Here is a 15,385-nt window from a genome sequence, read left to right as displayed (position 1 = left end):
ACAATCGGCACAAGCCAGGACGCGACGCACATGACGCGCACCGCCCTCGGGCGCCGCCATCGTCGGGCATACGGCGACCGGGAAGACACCACCGCACAGGAAAGGACCGAAGACATGGGAGCACGCGGCGAGGCGCGACTCAGGGAGATCATCGACGCCGCCACCCAGGTGGTGGCCGAGCGCGGCTATTACGGCATGACCATCCAGGAGGTGGCCGACCGCGTGGGCATCACGCAGGCCGGACTGCTCAAATACGTGAAGAACAAGAACGGGCTGCTCACGCTGGCGCTGCGGCATTACGACGCGGACAACGAGGCCAACGCGTACATCAAGAGCCATCTCGCCATGACCGACGAGGAACGCGAGCGCGACCCGATGCTCATGCCCGCGTACTACCGGGCCATCGTGCGGGACAACATCGAACGCGCGCGGATGGTGCAGCTCTATCTGGTGCTGCGCGCCGAGGCCATCGACCCCGACCACCCGGCCCACGAGCACTATGCAATGCGTGGCGGCAGACTGCGCGACCAGATCGCCGGATACCCGTGGAAGCTGCCGCCCGAATACGACACCCCGCACAAAATCGGCATGCTGTCGATGTGCGTCGGCTCGGCGCTGGAGGGCTTGGAGCTGCGTTGGCTGGGCGAGCCGGACATCGACCTCGCCGCCAGCTGGGCCGAGTACGAGGACATCCTCTTCCCCCTGCCCCATTGGGAGGGTTATCGCTGACCCCGACGAATACGACGAGACGGCCCCCGCCATGAACCGCACCTCCGGTCATCGGATCCGGATTACCCAGTCCGACGATCGGGATGCGGCCCATGGCGGGGCCGTCTCATATGGACCGCCGGGGCCGCCGCTCAGCGGCGGGAGGCGAGGTCGGACGCGATGCCGTCGATGCGTCCGTCGAGATCATAGAACCACAGGAGCGCGGCCATGACGGCGACCATCGCGATCGGCACCCACACGAAGGTGTTCACCATGGCGGCGATTGTGCCCGCGGACTGCATGGCGGAGCCGCCGTCATAGCCGGAGGCGCCGAGCACCCACGCGATCGCCGCGGCGGAGACGCCCATCGCGACCTTCATCGAGAAGCTCGAGGAGCTGAACACGATGCCGTCGGAGCGCACGCCGGTCTTCCATTCGCCGTAGTCGACCACGTCGGCGCTCATCGCGTTGAGGGCGGCGTTCATCGGCACGATGCCGACCATGCGCACGATGATCGATACGAAGAACACCCACAGGTTGCTCGGATCGACGAACACCAGCAGGCTGCCGGCGACGACGAGGATCAGGCCGACCAGCGACGAATTGCGCTTGCCGAAGCGGGCGACGACCGGGCCGGCGAACGGCAGCACGACGACCATCGGGATTACGGTGGCCAGGCCGATCACGGCGGTCAGGTTCGGATTGCCGAGCACGTACTTGGCGATATAGGCGGCCATGCCGTTGGCGATGCCGTTGTACATCCACAGCGCGAAGTTGAGGCCGAGCGTGAGCCACCAGTATTTGTTGCGCACGAGCGCACGGAAGTGCGCGGCGACCGAATGGCGGTTCTTGCCCGGGTCGGCGTCGTCGGAGCCCACGACCTCGTGCGTGTTCGCGAACGTGAACCAGTAGCCGAACGGGATCATCACGGCGATCACGCCGAAGAACACGCTCCAGCCGATCGACGACCCGCCGAACATGCCGATCACCGGCATGGCGAGCACGTAGACGAGCATGGCGCCCACGTTCGCGGTGGTCATGCGGAAGATGTTGAGCGTGGTCTTCTCGTTGGTGTCGTCGGTGAGCAGCGACGTGAGCGAGGCGTATGCGACGTTGACCGTGGAGTAGGCGACGTTGACGAGCGTGTAGACGACCCACGCGTAGACGATGCCGGCGAGGGAGTTCCCGAACGGGTCGGCGAACAGGAACAGGAAGGCGACACCGTACGCGATGCCGCCGAAGAGCATCCACGGGCGGGCCTTGCCCCAACGCGACTTGGTCTGATCGACGAGGATGCCGACGGACAGGTCCCAGAAAGCGACGGCGAGGCGCACGACGAGCAGCATCGAGGCCACCATCGCGGGCGACAGGCGCACCACGTCGGTATAGAACATCGTCAGGTAGGTGGACATCGCGATGTTGCCGATGGACGTCCAGAAGTCGCCCATGCCGAAGGCGAATTTGGTCAGGAGGGTAAGACGGGAGGAGCGTTGGGACATGACGAATCCTTTGGAACGAACCGATGGGAAAAGAGGAGGGCATGCGCGGTGCGGCCCTCCCGCTCGGGGAGGGCCGCACCGGCGATGGCGGGAGGCTGGGATCAGGCGACCTTGCGGATGCGCACGGCCATGTACTGGCGCCCGAGGTCGACCCTCACCTTGCCCTCGTAGACGCCGGGCAGCGTCTCGACGGTCATGTTCCACGTGTCGATGACGTCGACCTCGTACCTGGCGCCGGCGGGCAGCGGGAACTCGCGGTAGGCGGGGCGGAACCAGCTGAGGTATACGAGCTGGAAACCGGTGCCGGAGCGCAGGACCGGCACGTCCCAGTACTGGACGCCTTTCTCGAGCGACGGGGTCAGCGTCGTGCCCTCGGGCAACGGGGATGCGACCGGCCAGACGTCGTCGGGCGCGAGGGAGGCGTCGAGCGGCGTGGCGTCGAGCGGGACGTCGGCGAAGATCTTCCTCATGAAGGCGATGCGGGCCGGCGATTCGCCGTGCAGTTCGCCGCCGTGGGCCCACCAGACCTGCTCGCCCTTGTCGATGAAGGTCTCGCCGTGGGTCACGTAGCCGCCGCGCATGGCACCCTCCCAGAAGCGGCGGACGAGTTCCTCGCCGGTGAGGTTTCCCCAACCCCAGTAGATGTCGCCCTCGTAGCCGGGTTCGTCGCACACGACCGGCTTGCCGTACGCCCTGCGCCAGTCGGCGACGCATTCGGTGGTGCGGGTGACGTCGACGCGCTGGATGGAGCAGTGGGTGCACCACGGCTCGTTGTAGTCGTAGATCGGGATGCAGTTGTGGATGGAGCGCAGGTGGCCGAACGCATCGTTGCCCATGACGACGCGGGCGTAGTCGCGCCAGTCCTCGAGGCTCTTCCATGGCATGAGGTCGTACTCGTTGGCCAGGGACCACCAGATGTTGCGGTAGGCGCCGTAGCGGCGGGCCATGTACCTAAGGTAGAACTCGTCCTCGGCCTTGGTCATCTTCGAGAAGCCCCATTCGGGCTTGTCGTACGGGTGCAGCAGGATGACGTCCGCCTCGATGCCGAGGTCGCGCAGCTGCGCGACGCGGCGGTCGAGGTTCTCGAAGAACGGCTCGTTGAAGCGCGTGTGGTCGAAGCCCTCGGCCATGGAGCCCGGGTAGGCGAACATGGCCGGGTCGGCGGTGTTGAAGTCGTAGAACTTCGGGAAGACGCACATGCGGATCTTGTTGAACGGCGCGTGCGCGAGGGTGTCGACGGTGCGGTCCTGCACGTCAGGCGCCTGGTTGGTCCATGCGTAGCAGGTGGTGCCGTACGGCTGGTAGTCGGTGCCGTCCTCATAGCTGAAGCGGTAGGCGAGCTCGGGACCGTAGGCGTCGCGGGCGGCCCCCTTGGCGACGTCCTTGGCGGGCAGCACGCGGCCGTGGTTGCCTTCGGATGCGGGGTCGACGGCGATCTCGCCGGTGTGGCCGGCGAGCGCCGGGTCGGTGCCGTGCGTCTCGTAGGTCCATGCGCCGGTGTCGGTGGGCATGAAGCGCACGCTGTAGCGGCCCTCGCCGCGGTAGAAGCCGCCGACCTCGATCGTGCGGCCGGTCGCCGTGTGGGTGAACGTGGCGGACAGTTCGACGTCCGCGTAGGGGTTGCCGTCGGCGGTTCCGGTGAGGTTGAGTTCGAAGGTCGAGTACCGCTCGACATGCATCGGTTCGTTCATGATGGGTGCCTTCTGTGGATGTGTGTGCGGCGCGCTGCGACGTGCGCCGATGATTGCCGTGACGGTAACCGATAACGGACGGACGCCGGAACCCATCCGTTCGTTATTAGTTACTGATAAGTAAGTTACGACGATGGCGTGATGCTGTCAAATCACGCGACACGCCATGCGGCACAACGGACGGCCTCATACGCATGGCGCATGCGGGGCGGACATGGGGCGCACGCGGGACAACACCCCGCCCACCCCACATACGTCCCGTCCTTCAGCGGCAGCCGTCCCATTGCGGCGAGGGGAAGAGATAGTCGGCGTACCGTTCCCATTCGGCGATGAAGTCGATGCCGTCCGGATTGGCCAGCCAGCGGCCCTCCAGGCCGTAGAGCGCGGCGTTCGCCAGCATGTAGACGAATTCGCCGTCGACGCCTTCGGGCAGCAGCCATTCATGGGCGCGGAACTCGGCGGCCATGCGGGCCGGGCGCTCGGCGAAATAGGAGTAGGCGGGGTGCACCGGCGACATCGCCTCGGTGTTGAGCATCTCGAACACCTTGGCCAGCTGCGGACGCTGCACCTGCTGTTCGACCACCTTGTGCAGCGCCTCGGGGATGCGGGGCCTGTCGCCCTCGCGGTCCCCGCCCGGCGCAAAACGCGCGAGATAGCGCGCGATGGCGTCCGACTTGTCGTAATGGCGTTCGATGACGGCGATGAGCAGCCCCTGCTTGCTTTTGACCCGGTGGATCACGGCGGTCTGCGAGATGCCGATCTCATTGGCGACATCCTGCAGGGACATGCCGTAGTAGCCCTTCTGGGCGATGAGGTTCACCGCCACGTCGACGATCTGCTCGAATCGTTCCTCCGAGCTCATGCGCTTCCTTGCGGGCTTCCTTCGCCGCGCGTCGGCGGCATGGTCGTTGATCAGCTCGGCGATGCGCGAGCGTTCGTTCATGTTCTCCATCGCGGTTCCGTCCTTCATCGCGGCCCCGGCCGCCGCGGGCGCGGCGACCATAGCCCGTTCATGGCGGCTCCCGCACCTGCGGACGACCTTGCGGCCATCCTCATATCAATGGTTACTATATGGTAACCATTCTGCCACCGACCTTGGGAAACGCTTCGCAACACGCCGCATTGACAAACCGCATTCCGATTTCTATATTCTGAAGTTACTGAGTAGTAATTACCAACTACTCAACCGGAACACAGCAGTTACCCACCCATCCATACCACGCCAAGGAAGGCACCCATGGAAACCCAGGCAATCGCCAGCGAGGAACTGGCCCCGGACACCGGCAAACCCGTCAGCAAGCTCAACCTCGGCCGATTCGGCGCCGGCTTCATCTTCTTCTGCGTCGTCTTCATGATGTCGGGCACCATCGGCTCGACCGTCCTGCTGCCCGCCCGCTTCGACACGCTCGGCATCGGCCGCGGCGAGACGATCCTGGGCACGATGAACTCCATCGGCATCATCTTCGCCCTCATCTCCAACGTCATCTTCGGTGCGCTGTCCGACTCCTCGCACTCCCGCTTCGGCAAGCGCACCCCGTGGATCATCGTCGGCGGCCCGATCGCCGGCATCGGCTTCTACCTGACCTCCATCTCCCCCACGCTCGTCACCATCGTCGCCTCATGGTCGCTGCTGCAGGTCGGCCTGAACTGCATGATCGCGCCGTGCGTGGCGATCCTGTCCGACCGCGTGCCGCAGAAGTACCGCGGCACGATGAGCGCTTTCTACGGCGCCGGCCAGATCGTCGGCCAGTCGATGGGCACCATCATCGGCTCCGCGTTCATCAACGCCCCGAAGACCGGCTTCCTCATCGGCACGGTCTGCTGGTTCCTGTGCGGCCTGGGCACCGTGCTGCTCATCCCCCGCGAACTGCCCTCCAAGGCCGCGGACGGCGAACGCTTCGACCTCAGGACCACGCTGATGCAGTTCCGCCCGCCGACCAAGGGCGCCTCCGACTTCTACAAGGCGCTCGTCGGCCGCCTGATGCTCATCTTCGGCTACAACATGATCGTCGGCTACCAGCTGTACGTGTGCATGCGCTACATCGGCCAGGACAAGGTCGCCGCCTCGGCCACCGTGTCCACGATGGCGGTCATCACCATGGTCGTCTCCTTGGCGGTCTCCCTCGCCTCCGGCCCGATCTCCGACCACATCGGCAAGCGCAAGCTGCCCGTGTTCGTCTCCTCCGCCATCATCGCCGTCGGCATCGCCGTGCCGTGGCTGTGGCCCACCAAGACCGCGATGCTCGCCTACGCCGCGCTCATGGGCATCGGCTATGGCATCTACATGGCCGTCGACCAGGCGCTCAACATCGACGTGCTGCCGAACCCGGACGAGGCCGGCAAGGACCTCGGCATCCTCAACCTCGCCAACACGCTCGGCCAGGTCATCGCCCCGATCGCGGTCTCCTCGATCGTCGTGGCCACCGACGGCAACTACTTCCTCGTGTTCCCGGTCGCCATCGCCGCCGTCATGGCCGGCGCCGTCATCATCCTCTTCATCAGGAAGGTGAAGTGACGGCCGCCCGACGGGCGGTCTGATGACGGGCGCCCCGGCGAACGACCGTCATCGGACCGTCCGCATGCGCGACCATTCCCCATGTCCCGCCCGCGCCCCGATCTGTCAGGCCGAATCGTTTCGGCCGTGACGGTCGGGGCGCGGCCGCACGCATATGGGAACGCGGGGCACCGTCACCCCACTCGGGCGAAGGCGCCCCGGGCACCCCGCGTGCACCGGCCCGCATCGCGGCGGAATCGTCCGCTGACGCGGACGACGCGCGTCACCCCAACCATCCAGCGTGCCACACGTGGGTGAGATCCCATGGGTCGAGACGGGAGTCGTCGACGACTCCTCCCCCATGTCCGGTCCCGTCGTCGGTGCCGGGCATGTCCTTTCCGCCGGCTCCGACGACGGGCGTGAGGCGCGCGAGCCGACCGAGCGCATCGCGGCCGCCACGCAGACGGTAACTCCAGTAGACCTGGCCGATGGAAGCCTCCCACGCGTCGAGCTGCAAGGCGGCGACCGCACGGTAGACGTCGCGGCGGCGAGCGGCGACGGCACACGCCGCGGAGGACGATGACGAGCCGGGATACACACCGGCGGCCCCCCCCGGTCACGGCGGGCTCCGGGCCCGGAACCACGCCATCACAAGCCCGCGCCCCACGATCCCCCATGCGCGCCGCAAGCCGGTTGGCCACGCACCATTCGCCGACCATGACCGGCGTGAACCGCGCCGCGCGGCGGATGCGGCGGTCGTGGAACGCCGCGAACAGCCGGTACCAGCGCATCAGCCACGCGTCCGGCAGCCTGCGGAACAACGCTTCGGGCCGTTCCGACATGACGAGATAGACGTGCGTGTCGATCACGACGTTCCGCATGCCCTCGCGCACGAACCAGTCGCGCCACCGGCCGAGACGGAACCCGTCGTGGAACACGATCGCCTTGTCCTCGCCCAGCACCGGACGCAGGCGCCGGTACGCCTCACGGTAGAAGCGCTTGAGGAACCGCATCGGAATGTGGCCGCTCCCCCGCGCCTCCCGCGGATCCTTCGCACGCGAACCCGACGACGACAGGAGATGAGTGAGCCGGTCGACCGGCTCGTTGAGCACCTCGATGCCGTACAGCGCGGGGCGGTCGCGGTAGCGTCGCGCGAGACGCGTCAGCACATCCAGCGCGAACGCGACCTGCCGCGGGCTCCTGTGCCAACGGACCACGCCGGTCAGGCCGCCGTTGTCGAAGCCGTTCTGCGAACCGGGCACGGTGTGCAGGTCGATGAGCACCTTGAGGCCGGTGCGTTCCGCCCAGTCGAACGCGCGGTCGAGATGGTCGACGCAGCCGGGATGGCCGGGTACGTCGCCGAAGACGAAATACGGTACGGGGATGCGCACGAGGTTCAGCCCATGGGCGGCGATGGCGCGGAAATCGGCTTCGGTGATGTACGTGTCACGATGGCGACGCAGCAGCCGTTCCAGTTCACCCGGTTCCGTGGACCGGTGCAGCCAGATCTCGTCCTCCTCGCCGCTCCGGCGGAACAGCCCAGGCGTCATCCAACGCTCCAGCACCAGCCAGCCGCCAAGGTTCACCCCGTTGATCCGCCCGGCGTCCCACTCATCGTCCCGACCGCCGTCCTGACCGCCAATCCGACCGCCGGCTCCCGGCATCATCGCCACGTCCGTATCATGCATCGTCGCCCCGTTCCGTCGCAACCGTCCCTCCATGCCAGCTTAGGCCGGCTGGAATACGAAGACTCCGGTTTGCGGTCCTCTAGCCGGAGGGAGCGTACTCGACGGCACAACCCCGCATACGAAAACTCCGGTTTGGAGCTTCGTAACCGGAAAGAACGTACTCGACGATGCGGCCGGAATACGAAAACCCCGGCTCCGCGACATGGAACCGGGGTTTTCGGAAGGGCCCCTTACGCCACGGTGAAGGTGACGCGCTTCAAATCCGTGCGGCGCGACGAGTGGCCGATGAGGAGCTCGAACTCGCCGGGCTCGACGATGCGGTTGGCATCGGCGTCCACGATGGTGCAGTCGGCGACCGGGATGTCGAACGCGACGGTCGCGGTCTCGCCCGGTTCGAGCGTGACGCGGCGGAACGCCTTGAGCTCGCGGTCGGTCCAGCTGTAGGAGGTGACGATGTCGCCCACGTACGCCTGCACGACCTCGGTGCCCGCACGGCGCCCCGTGTTGGTGAGGGTGATCTCGGCGTGCACGGTGTCGGATTGCGCGAACGTGCCGTCGGCACCTGACGCGCCGCCGACGATCGCCGGCTCGCCGTAGGCGAACGTCGTGTAGCCCTCGCCCTCGCCGAACGCGAACGCCGGGTCCTGCGTGAGGTCGGCGTAACGGTTGCCGTGCTGGCCGCGGATCTGGTTGTAGTAGACCGGCAGCTGGCCCGCGTGGCGCGGGAAGGTGATCGGGAGCCTGCCGGACGGGTTCACCTCGCCGAGGATGATCTCGGCGATGGCCTGGCCGCCCTCCATGCCCGGGTTCGGCGCCCACAGGATGGAGCCGGCGCCGGCGGCGGGATCGTTGCAGCGGCCGGCGAGCACACCGGAATCGCCCACGATGGAACGCGGCAGCACCTGCGGCTTGGAGCTCACGAGCACGGTGACCATCGGCTTGCCGGTCTCGCGGGAGACTTCGGCGAGCGCGTCGAGCAGCGCGTTCTGGCCGCCGAGCAGTTCGAGCGTGGCGGTGGAGCAGGTCTCGCCGACCAGCTGCACCACGTCGCCGACGACGGCGACGATGAGGTCGGCCTCGCGCGCGGCGGCGACGGCCTCGTCGAGCAGCGCCCGGTCGACGGGCGCGCTCACGCCGATCTTCGGGCGGGGCTGGCCGTCCGGGTAGAACTCGCCTTCCGGATCGGGCACGAGGTCGATGACGTTGGCGCCTCGGGCGTAGGTGACCTCGCATTCGTCGCCGGCGAGCACGCGGAAGCCGTCGAGCACGGTGGTAATCATGTCGCGCGGGTGGCCGTCGGGCATCCAGCCGACCTGGCCGGAGTTGCCGGCCCAGTCGCCGAGCTGGTTCTGGGCGTCGTCGGCGAGCGGGCCGATCACGGCGATGCGTTTGCGTGTGAAGGCTCCGGTTCCGGCGGCCGCCGCGGCCGGGTGGGCGTCGAACGGCAGGCCGCCGTCGTTGCGCAGCAGCGCGACGGATTCGCGCGCGAGCTCAAGATTGGCGCGGCGGTGCTCCGCGGATCCGATGACGGCCTTGATACGCCCGGCGTCGGGCAGGCGCGGGTCCTCGAACAGGCCGAGGCGGAACTTGAGGGCGAGGATGCGCGAGACGGCCTCGTCGATGAGCGATTCGTCGAGCAGTCCGGTCCTCACGGCCTCGATGGCGCCGTCGTAGAACTGCGGGGTGGTCATGACCAGGTCGTTGCCGGCGCGGACCGCGTCGGCGGCGGCGTGCACGTAGTCGGGCTTGACGTGCTGCTCCCACACGGAACGGCCGACGTTGTCCCAGTCGGTGATGAGCGTGCCGTTGTACTTCCATGCGCCGCGCAGCTTGTCGGTGAGCAGCCACTTGTTGAACGTGACCGGCACGCCTTCGATGGACTCGTAGCCGAGCATGAACGTGCCGCAGCCTTCCTTGGCGACGCGTTCGAACGGCGGCAGGAACCAGGATTCGAGCTTGCGGTGGCTCAGGTCGGCCTCGGAGGCGTCGCGGCCGCCCTGGGTCTCGGAGTATCCGGCGAAGTGCTTGGCGCAGGCGAGGATCGCGTCCTTGGGCAGCGGTTCGCCGGCCTTGGCGCCGCCCTGGTAGCCCCTGACCATGGCGGAGGCGAGTTCGCCGATGAGCGTCGGGTCCTCGCCGAAGGTCTCGTCCACGCGGCCCCAGCGGGTGTCGCGGGCGATGCACAGCACCGGGGAGAACGTCCAGTGCACGCCGGTGCAGGACACCTCCTCGGCGGTGGCGCGGCCGGCGGCCTCGACGGCCTCCGGGTCCCAGCTGACGGCCATGCCGAGCTGGGAGGGGAAGATGGTGGCGCCGGGCCAGAAGGAGTAGCCGTGGATGCAGTCGTCGCCGATGACCAGCGGGATGTGCAGTCGGGTCTTGGTGTTGACGGTCTCGACGGCGCGGGGCAGGTCCTCCGGGCTGGTGTGCAGGATGGAGCCGACGTGGCGGCCCACGATGAGGTCGTCGAGGTCGCCGCTGCGGGCGTCGAGCTGCATCATCTGGCCGACCTTCTCCTCGAGGGTCATGCGGCCGAGCAGGTCGGCGATGCGCTCGGAGGCGGGCAGGTCGGGGTTCTCGTAGGGCAGTGGTTCCGTGTTGGTGGTTTCGGTCATCGTGTCGTCGTCCTTCCTTGGATGTCGCGCCCGGGTGTTCGGTGGGGGTGCGGGATGTCTTGTTGCGTATTATCGCCGATGCGGGAGGCCGGACGTGCCGCCTTTGCCGTGGGAAGGGCGGCACGTCCGGCCGACGGGTGTCAGTCGATGACGAAGGTGTTGAAGGAGCGCGGGGCGAGCGTGACCCTGAGGCCGCGCGAGGCGTCGGCGGGGTCGGCGAACTCGAACGGGCGCTCGGTCTCCAGCGCGTTCTGGGCCACGACGACCACGGTGCCGTCCGGGTTGCGGAAGGCGATGGCCATGGAGTTGAAGTGGCCGGTGGTGCCGAGCACCTTCGCGCCGGGACGCACGTACTTGGAGAAGTGGCGCATCACGTAGTATTCGGGGTTGCGTCGCACCTCGTGCGTGTCGGCGGTGATGGTGAACAGGGAGTTCTGCCACCAGCCCCACGTGGAATCCTGGTCGTCGAGGATCATGTTCCAGTAGGTGTACGCGGTGGCGCCGTTTCTCAGGTAGTGGTTGATGAGGTGGAACACGTATTCGGCGTACTCCCACGTGTTCTGGCCGTCGCCGCACTCGGACTCGGACTGGATGAGCTCGATCTCCGGCCAGGATTCGTGCGTGCGCGCGATGCAGTTCTGGCCGGCCCACTGGTAGGCGATGCCCTTGATGTAGCGGCGGGCGCCATCGTCGAAGAGGATGTTGTCGACGAAGCGGTTGTAGTTGTTGAGCTTCATGCCGTAGCCGCCGCCGGTCCAGGCCATGTCCTCCGGGCCGTTGAGCGTGCCCAGCCAGATGTCGGTGTCGAGGCCGGCCTCGTCGAAGGCGGGGCCAAGGTAGTCGCGGATGAACTCCTTGAGCGCCTCGGCGTCCCACAGGGCGCTCGGGAACTTCTGGTCGGCGAACACCTCGTTCTGCACGTGCAGCTGGTTGACGGCGATGCCGTGTTCGGCGTACGCCTGCACGTACTTGACGAGGTACTTGGCGTAGGCCCTGAGGTTCTCGGGCGTGCGCACGAGGCGGCCGTAGTTGTAGGCCTTCGGGCGCTTCATCCAGGTCGGTGGGGACCACGGGCTGGAGAAGAGGCGCATGTCCGGCTGCCATTCCTGGGCGCGGTGGATGTACGGGATGAGGGTCCGCTCGTCGCGTTCGACGGAGAAGTGCTCCATCCCGTAGTCGCCCTCGACCTCGTCGTAGCTGTACCAGTGGTCGGCGAAGTCGTTGGCGCCGACGGGCGCGCGGTTGAACGTGAAGTTCATCTCGTCCGGGCTGAACAGCTCCTTGATGATCTGGTCGCGTTCGGCCTCGGTGACGGTCTGCAGCGGCAGCCAGCCGAGCTCGTTGAAGCAGCCGCCGAAGCCGCGCAGCGCCTGGTGTTCGGTGCCGTCGAGCGCGAGGTCCGGCGCGGCGGTGGCGCCGGTGGCGACGATCTGCGCGGAACGGTCGGCGAGCTTGTCGTCGGGGGTGGTGGCGATCCATGTGGTCATGATGGATTTCCTTTCCTGTTCGGGTGCGCGGCGCCCGTGCCCGCGCGTCTCCTCGTTGAGTTATGTGGGTTATGTCCTCGCGGCACCAGCTGACTTCGTTATCTAGTAACCGTTAGATATAGTGTAACTCCTTGCGCTTCATTTACACACACGGCGTGTCATTGCCTTGCATCAGATAAGTGGATGATTTATCTAGTTTTCGGTAGTTATCCGGAGAAGGGAACCGCCACCGCCATCCCCCGTCTTCGCCTTCGCCGGGCGTCCGTCCGCCTACGGCGACGGCCTCCCGCACCGGTCGCGCGGGAGGCCGTTCAGCATGCCGTCATGGCGGCACCACGGCGCAGGCGTGGCGTCTCCTGCATGACGGCGACGCCACGCGGACGCGATCGCGGCGCAGGAGGCGCATGACCCCGGAACAGCGCCGCGAACAGATCGCGCGCGAGGCGACGCGGCTCATCGCCCAATACGGCTCCTACGGGTTATCGATGCAGCTGCTGGCCGACGCGGTGGGCATGACCGTGCCGGGGCTCAACCACTACGTGTCCAGTCGCGAGGAGGTGCTCTCGCTCGTCATCGAGACCTACTACGACATGGACACCGGCACCTACGCCCCCATCCCGGAGGACCGGACCGGGAACGGGAACGGCGACGACGGCACGGCCGGCACGAAACGCCCCATCAGCCTGCCGGCGTGCCTGCGCTCGCTCGTCGCCGCCAACGCCGAACGTCCGCAGATGGTGGCGCTGTTCATGCAGCTGGCCATCGAGGCGTCCGACCCGAAGCACCCGGCGCATGCCTTCTACCGGGACCGTCACCGCACGATCCTCGAGCGGATGATGCGCGCCGACTGGGATCTGCCGGACGTCTACCGCGATCCGGAGATGCTGCACGACCTCGTCGCCACCGTGTTCTTCGCGATGGACGGCGTGCAGGTGCAGGCGATGACCAATCCTGACGAGTCGATGACCGACCTGTGGGCGCGGGCCGAACGGGTCCTGTTCCCCTCCCCCATCTGGGACGGCCACCGGTAGTCCGTCGCGACGGACGGCCGCGACATACGGCGCGCGCCTCAGCCGGCGATGACGACGAGGTTCCAACGCGGGATGGCCAATCCGTCGCCCGCGGCGACCGTCGCGCCCTCGCGCAGGGCGAGCGCGGCGGAGGCCTCCTCGTCGACGGTGCCGTCGGTGGCGATGACCTGCGGCGCGACGACCACCTCGCCGGCGACGGGGCTCGGCACCGTGACCTCGTCGGCCGAATAGTTGAGCAGGTACGTGACGGTCTCGCCGCGCGCGTTCACGCCCCGGCGCACCGTGACCTTGCCGGCGAGCGCCAGACCGGGCGCCTCGACGCCGGCGTGGGCGACGGCCTCGCGCATCACGGCGCGCATCGTGTCCGCGTCGAGCAGCGTGGCGATCCATTCGGCGCTGCCCCCGCCGAACGCATGGCGGGTGACGGCCGCATAGTCCTTCCACGCATAGTGGCCGTAACGGGCGAGCGTCTCGGTGCCGGCGTCCGCGCGCACGAGCTCGATGAGCGCCTCGGCCCTGGCGCAGGGCGTGCCGGCGAGCGCCGCGTCGTCGGCGAAGTCGACCGCCACACGGCCCTTGGGACGGGTGAACTGGTTGTAGGTCAGGCCGAACACGTCGGTCAGGCCGTGCGGCGCCCTGTCGTGCCAGACGGTGACCTCGTCGTCGGTGACGAACGAGCGCAGCGTGGAGACCAGGTGGCCGCCGGCGGCGACCCAATCGCGCAGGCGTCCGATGGTTTCGGCGGGCGTGCAGTACAACGCCGGCGTGACGATCATCGCGTAGCGGGCGAGACGCTCGGCGGGCGCATCGACGGGCAGGAAGTCGCATTCGACGTTGAGCTGGAAGAGCGCGTCGTAGACGCGGCGCACGATGTCGTTGTAGTTGACGCCCACGCCGTCCGGGAAGCCGGTCTCCACGCGGAACCAGTCGAGCGCGGAGAGCGACTCGTTGGACACCATGATGGCGACCCCGTTGTCCTTCCTCAGATGCGCGAGGCGGCCGCCGATCTCGGGGCGGGCCACCTCGCGACCGAACACGCCGGCCTCCTCGTAGGTGGGATTCGGCTCCATGTCGTGGGACAGCAGGCCCTTCCAGTAGGTCTCGAACGAGTTGTGGATGGAGTGCCAGTGCCAGTATTCGACCATGTCGGCGCCGGAGGCGAGATGCGAGTAGGCCTGCAGGCGCAGTTGGCCGGGGAACGGCACCCAGCCGTGCTGGCCCTGCGCCTCGGTTTCGAGCACGAGGTAGTTGGCGCCGTCCTTGGTGGAGCGGGTCATGTCGCCACCGAACGCGATCTCGGTGCCGGTGAGCTCGTCCTCGGTGGGGTGGTAGATGTCCACGCCGGTGATGTCGACGCCCCTGGAGGCCTTGAAGTGGTCGACGGCCGGCTGCACGCCGTATGAGTAGCCGCGCCATTCGAAGTCGAAGTTCTGGGTGACGAACTGGTCGTCGCGGGCGTATTCGCGCACGATGCCCGCCTGCCAGGCGAGGTATTCGGCGACCTGCACGCGGCGGAAGCGGTCGAATTCGCCGCGCAGCGACTGGTTGATGGTGTTGGTCACGTCCGGGAAGTCCTCCCAGGCGTTCACGCGGTTGGACCAGTAGTCGAGGCCGAAGCGCGCGTTGAGCGCGTCGAGGTCGTCGTCGAACTTCCCGCGCAGGTGCTTGACGAACAGCGCCTGCATGTCCGGACTTACGGAGTCGTAGTACTTCGTCTCGTTGTCCACCTGGTAGCCGATGACCGCCGGATGGCCGGCCACGTGTTCGATGAGGCGGCGGATCACGCGTTCGCCGTAGAGGCGGTAGGCGGGGTTGACGATGTCCATGATCTGGCGCGGTCCGTATTTGCCGGGGCCGGCGGGGGTGTCGGCGAGCACGTCCGGGTGCATGCGCACCAGCCATGCGGGCACGGCGTAGGTGGGCGTGCCGACGATCACGTCGATGCCGTGGCGTGCGGCCGCGTCGAGCGCGCGGTCGACGTGCGTGAAGTCGAACACGCCGGGCTGCGGTTCGCAGGTGCTCCACGTCGATTCGGCGATGCGGATGAGGTTGATGCCGGCAGCGCGCATCATGCGCATGTCGGTGTCGATGCGGTCCTCGCCCTTCGGCATGTATTCGTCGTAGTAGGCCGCTCCGAAGAGGATGCGGTCCACGCTGTTCCTGCCCATGTGT

General features: G+C 67.4%; 9 protein-coding genes and 1 pseudogene. 3 read left to right on the top strand and 7 right to left on the bottom strand.

The genetic code is table 11. The annotated features are described in order from the left end of the window. Positions 1-114: 114 nt before the first annotated feature. Complete coding sequence (locus GFD21_RS09020) at positions 115-729, top strand: TetR/AcrR family transcriptional regulator (RefSeq protein WP_163197639.1); 615 nt, start codon at positions 115-117, stop codon at positions 727-729. Positions 730-860: 131 nt separating this feature from the next. Here GFD21_RS09020 and GFD21_RS09015 read toward each other — a convergent pair whose 3' ends face one another. The 3 genes from GFD21_RS09015 to GFD21_RS09005 form a co-directional block, all read right to left on the bottom strand. Beyond that, positions 861-2,207: an MFS transporter gene (locus GFD21_RS09015; RefSeq protein WP_163197638.1), complete on the bottom strand. Its 1,347-nt coding sequence runs from the start codon at positions 2,205-2,207 to the stop codon at positions 861-863. A gap of 101 nt (positions 2,208-2,308) precedes the next feature. Then, positions 2,309-3,898, bottom strand: a complete 1,590-nt coding sequence (locus tag GFD21_RS09010) for a DUF5605 domain-containing protein (RefSeq protein ID WP_163197637.1) — start codon at positions 3,896-3,898, stop codon at positions 2,309-2,311. Between the two features lie 265 nt (positions 3,899-4,163). After that, complete coding sequence (locus tag GFD21_RS09005) at positions 4,164-4,850, bottom strand: TetR/AcrR family transcriptional regulator (RefSeq protein ID WP_225431763.1); 687 nt, start codon at positions 4,848-4,850, stop codon at positions 4,164-4,166. Between the two features lie 285 nt (positions 4,851-5,135). Between GFD21_RS09005 and GFD21_RS09000 the strand changes: the two genes are divergently transcribed. Next, positions 5,136-6,413, top strand: coding sequence for an MFS transporter (locus GFD21_RS09000; RefSeq protein WP_163197636.1), 1,278 nt, complete (start codon positions 5,136-5,138; stop codon positions 6,411-6,413). 262 nt (positions 6,414-6,675) lie between these two features. Here GFD21_RS09000 and GFD21_RS08995 read toward each other — a convergent pair. The 3 genes and pseudogenes from GFD21_RS08995 to GFD21_RS08985 all read right to left on the bottom strand — a co-directional run bounded on the left by GFD21_RS08995 (position 6,676) and on the right by GFD21_RS08985 (position 12,182). Then, positions 6,676-8,035, bottom strand: a pseudogene (locus tag GFD21_RS08995) (glycoside hydrolase family 5 protein). 275 nt (positions 8,036-8,310) lie between these two features. Further along, complete coding sequence (locus GFD21_RS08990) at positions 8,311-10,695, bottom strand: glycoside hydrolase family 3 N-terminal domain-containing protein (protein ID WP_163197635.1); 2,385 nt, start codon at positions 10,693-10,695, stop codon at positions 8,311-8,313. A gap of 140 nt (positions 10,696-10,835) precedes the next feature. Beyond that, positions 10,836-12,182 carry a glycoside hydrolase family 30 protein gene (locus GFD21_RS08985; protein WP_163197634.1) on the bottom strand — a complete coding sequence of 449 codons (1,347 nt, stop codon included), beginning with the start codon at positions 12,180-12,182 and terminating at the stop codon, positions 10,836-10,838. 404 nt (positions 12,183-12,586) lie between these two features. Between GFD21_RS08985 and GFD21_RS08980 the strand changes: the two genes are divergently transcribed. Next, positions 12,587-13,213 carry a TetR/AcrR family transcriptional regulator gene (locus GFD21_RS08980; protein ID WP_163197633.1) on the top strand — a complete coding sequence of 209 codons (627 nt, stop codon included), beginning with the start codon at positions 12,587-12,589 and terminating at the stop codon, positions 13,211-13,213. 38 nt (positions 13,214-13,251) lie between these two features. Here GFD21_RS08980 and GFD21_RS08975 read toward each other — a convergent pair whose 3' ends face one another. Then, positions 13,252-15,381 carry a beta-galactosidase gene (locus GFD21_RS08975; protein ID WP_163197632.1) on the bottom strand — a complete coding sequence of 710 codons (2,130 nt, stop codon included), beginning with the start codon at positions 15,379-15,381 and terminating at the stop codon, positions 13,252-13,254. Between the last annotated feature and the right edge of the window lie 4 nt (positions 15,382-15,385).

The organism is Bifidobacterium platyrrhinorum (assembly GCF_010667645.1).
In the GTDB taxonomy this organism is placed as follows: domain Bacteria; phylum Actinomycetota; class Actinomycetes; order Actinomycetales; family Bifidobacteriaceae; genus Bifidobacterium; species Bifidobacterium platyrrhinorum.
Note: the sequence above shows the minus strand (reverse complement) of the source record. Positions and strands in the feature narration are given on the sequence as shown.

What these genes read in the sequence shown, in the direction of transcription:
- GFD21_RS09020 (WP_163197639.1), top strand. Translation starts at nt 115, where the DNA reads ATGGGAGCACGCGGCGAGGCGCGACTCAGGGAGATCATCGACGCCGCC.
- GFD21_RS09015 (WP_163197638.1), bottom strand. Translation starts at nt 2,207, where the DNA reads ATGTCCCAACGCTCCTCCCGTCTTACCCTCCTGACCAAATTCGCCTTC.
- GFD21_RS09010 (WP_163197637.1), bottom strand. Translation starts at nt 3,898, where the DNA reads ATGAACGAACCGATGCATGTCGAGCGGTACTCGACCTTCGAACTCAAC.
- GFD21_RS09005 (WP_225431763.1), bottom strand. Translation starts at nt 4,850, where the DNA reads ATGGAGAACATGAACGAACGCTCGCGCATCGCCGAGCTGATCAACGAC.
- GFD21_RS09000 (WP_163197636.1), top strand. Translation starts at nt 5,136, where the DNA reads ATGGAAACCCAGGCAATCGCCAGCGAGGAACTGGCCCCGGACACCGGC.
- GFD21_RS08990 (WP_163197635.1), bottom strand. Translation starts at nt 10,695, where the DNA reads ATGACCGAAACCACCAACACGGAACCACTGCCCTACGAGAACCCCGAC.
- GFD21_RS08985 (WP_163197634.1), bottom strand. Translation starts at nt 12,182, where the DNA reads ATGACCACATGGATCGCCACCACCCCCGACGACAAGCTCGCCGACCGT.
- GFD21_RS08980 (WP_163197633.1), top strand. Translation starts at nt 12,587, where the DNA reads ATGACCCCGGAACAGCGCCGCGAACAGATCGCGCGCGAGGCGACGCGG.
- GFD21_RS08975 (WP_163197632.1), bottom strand. Translation starts at nt 15,381, where the DNA reads ATGGGCAGGAACAGCGTGGACCGCATCCTCTTCGGAGCGGCCTACTAC.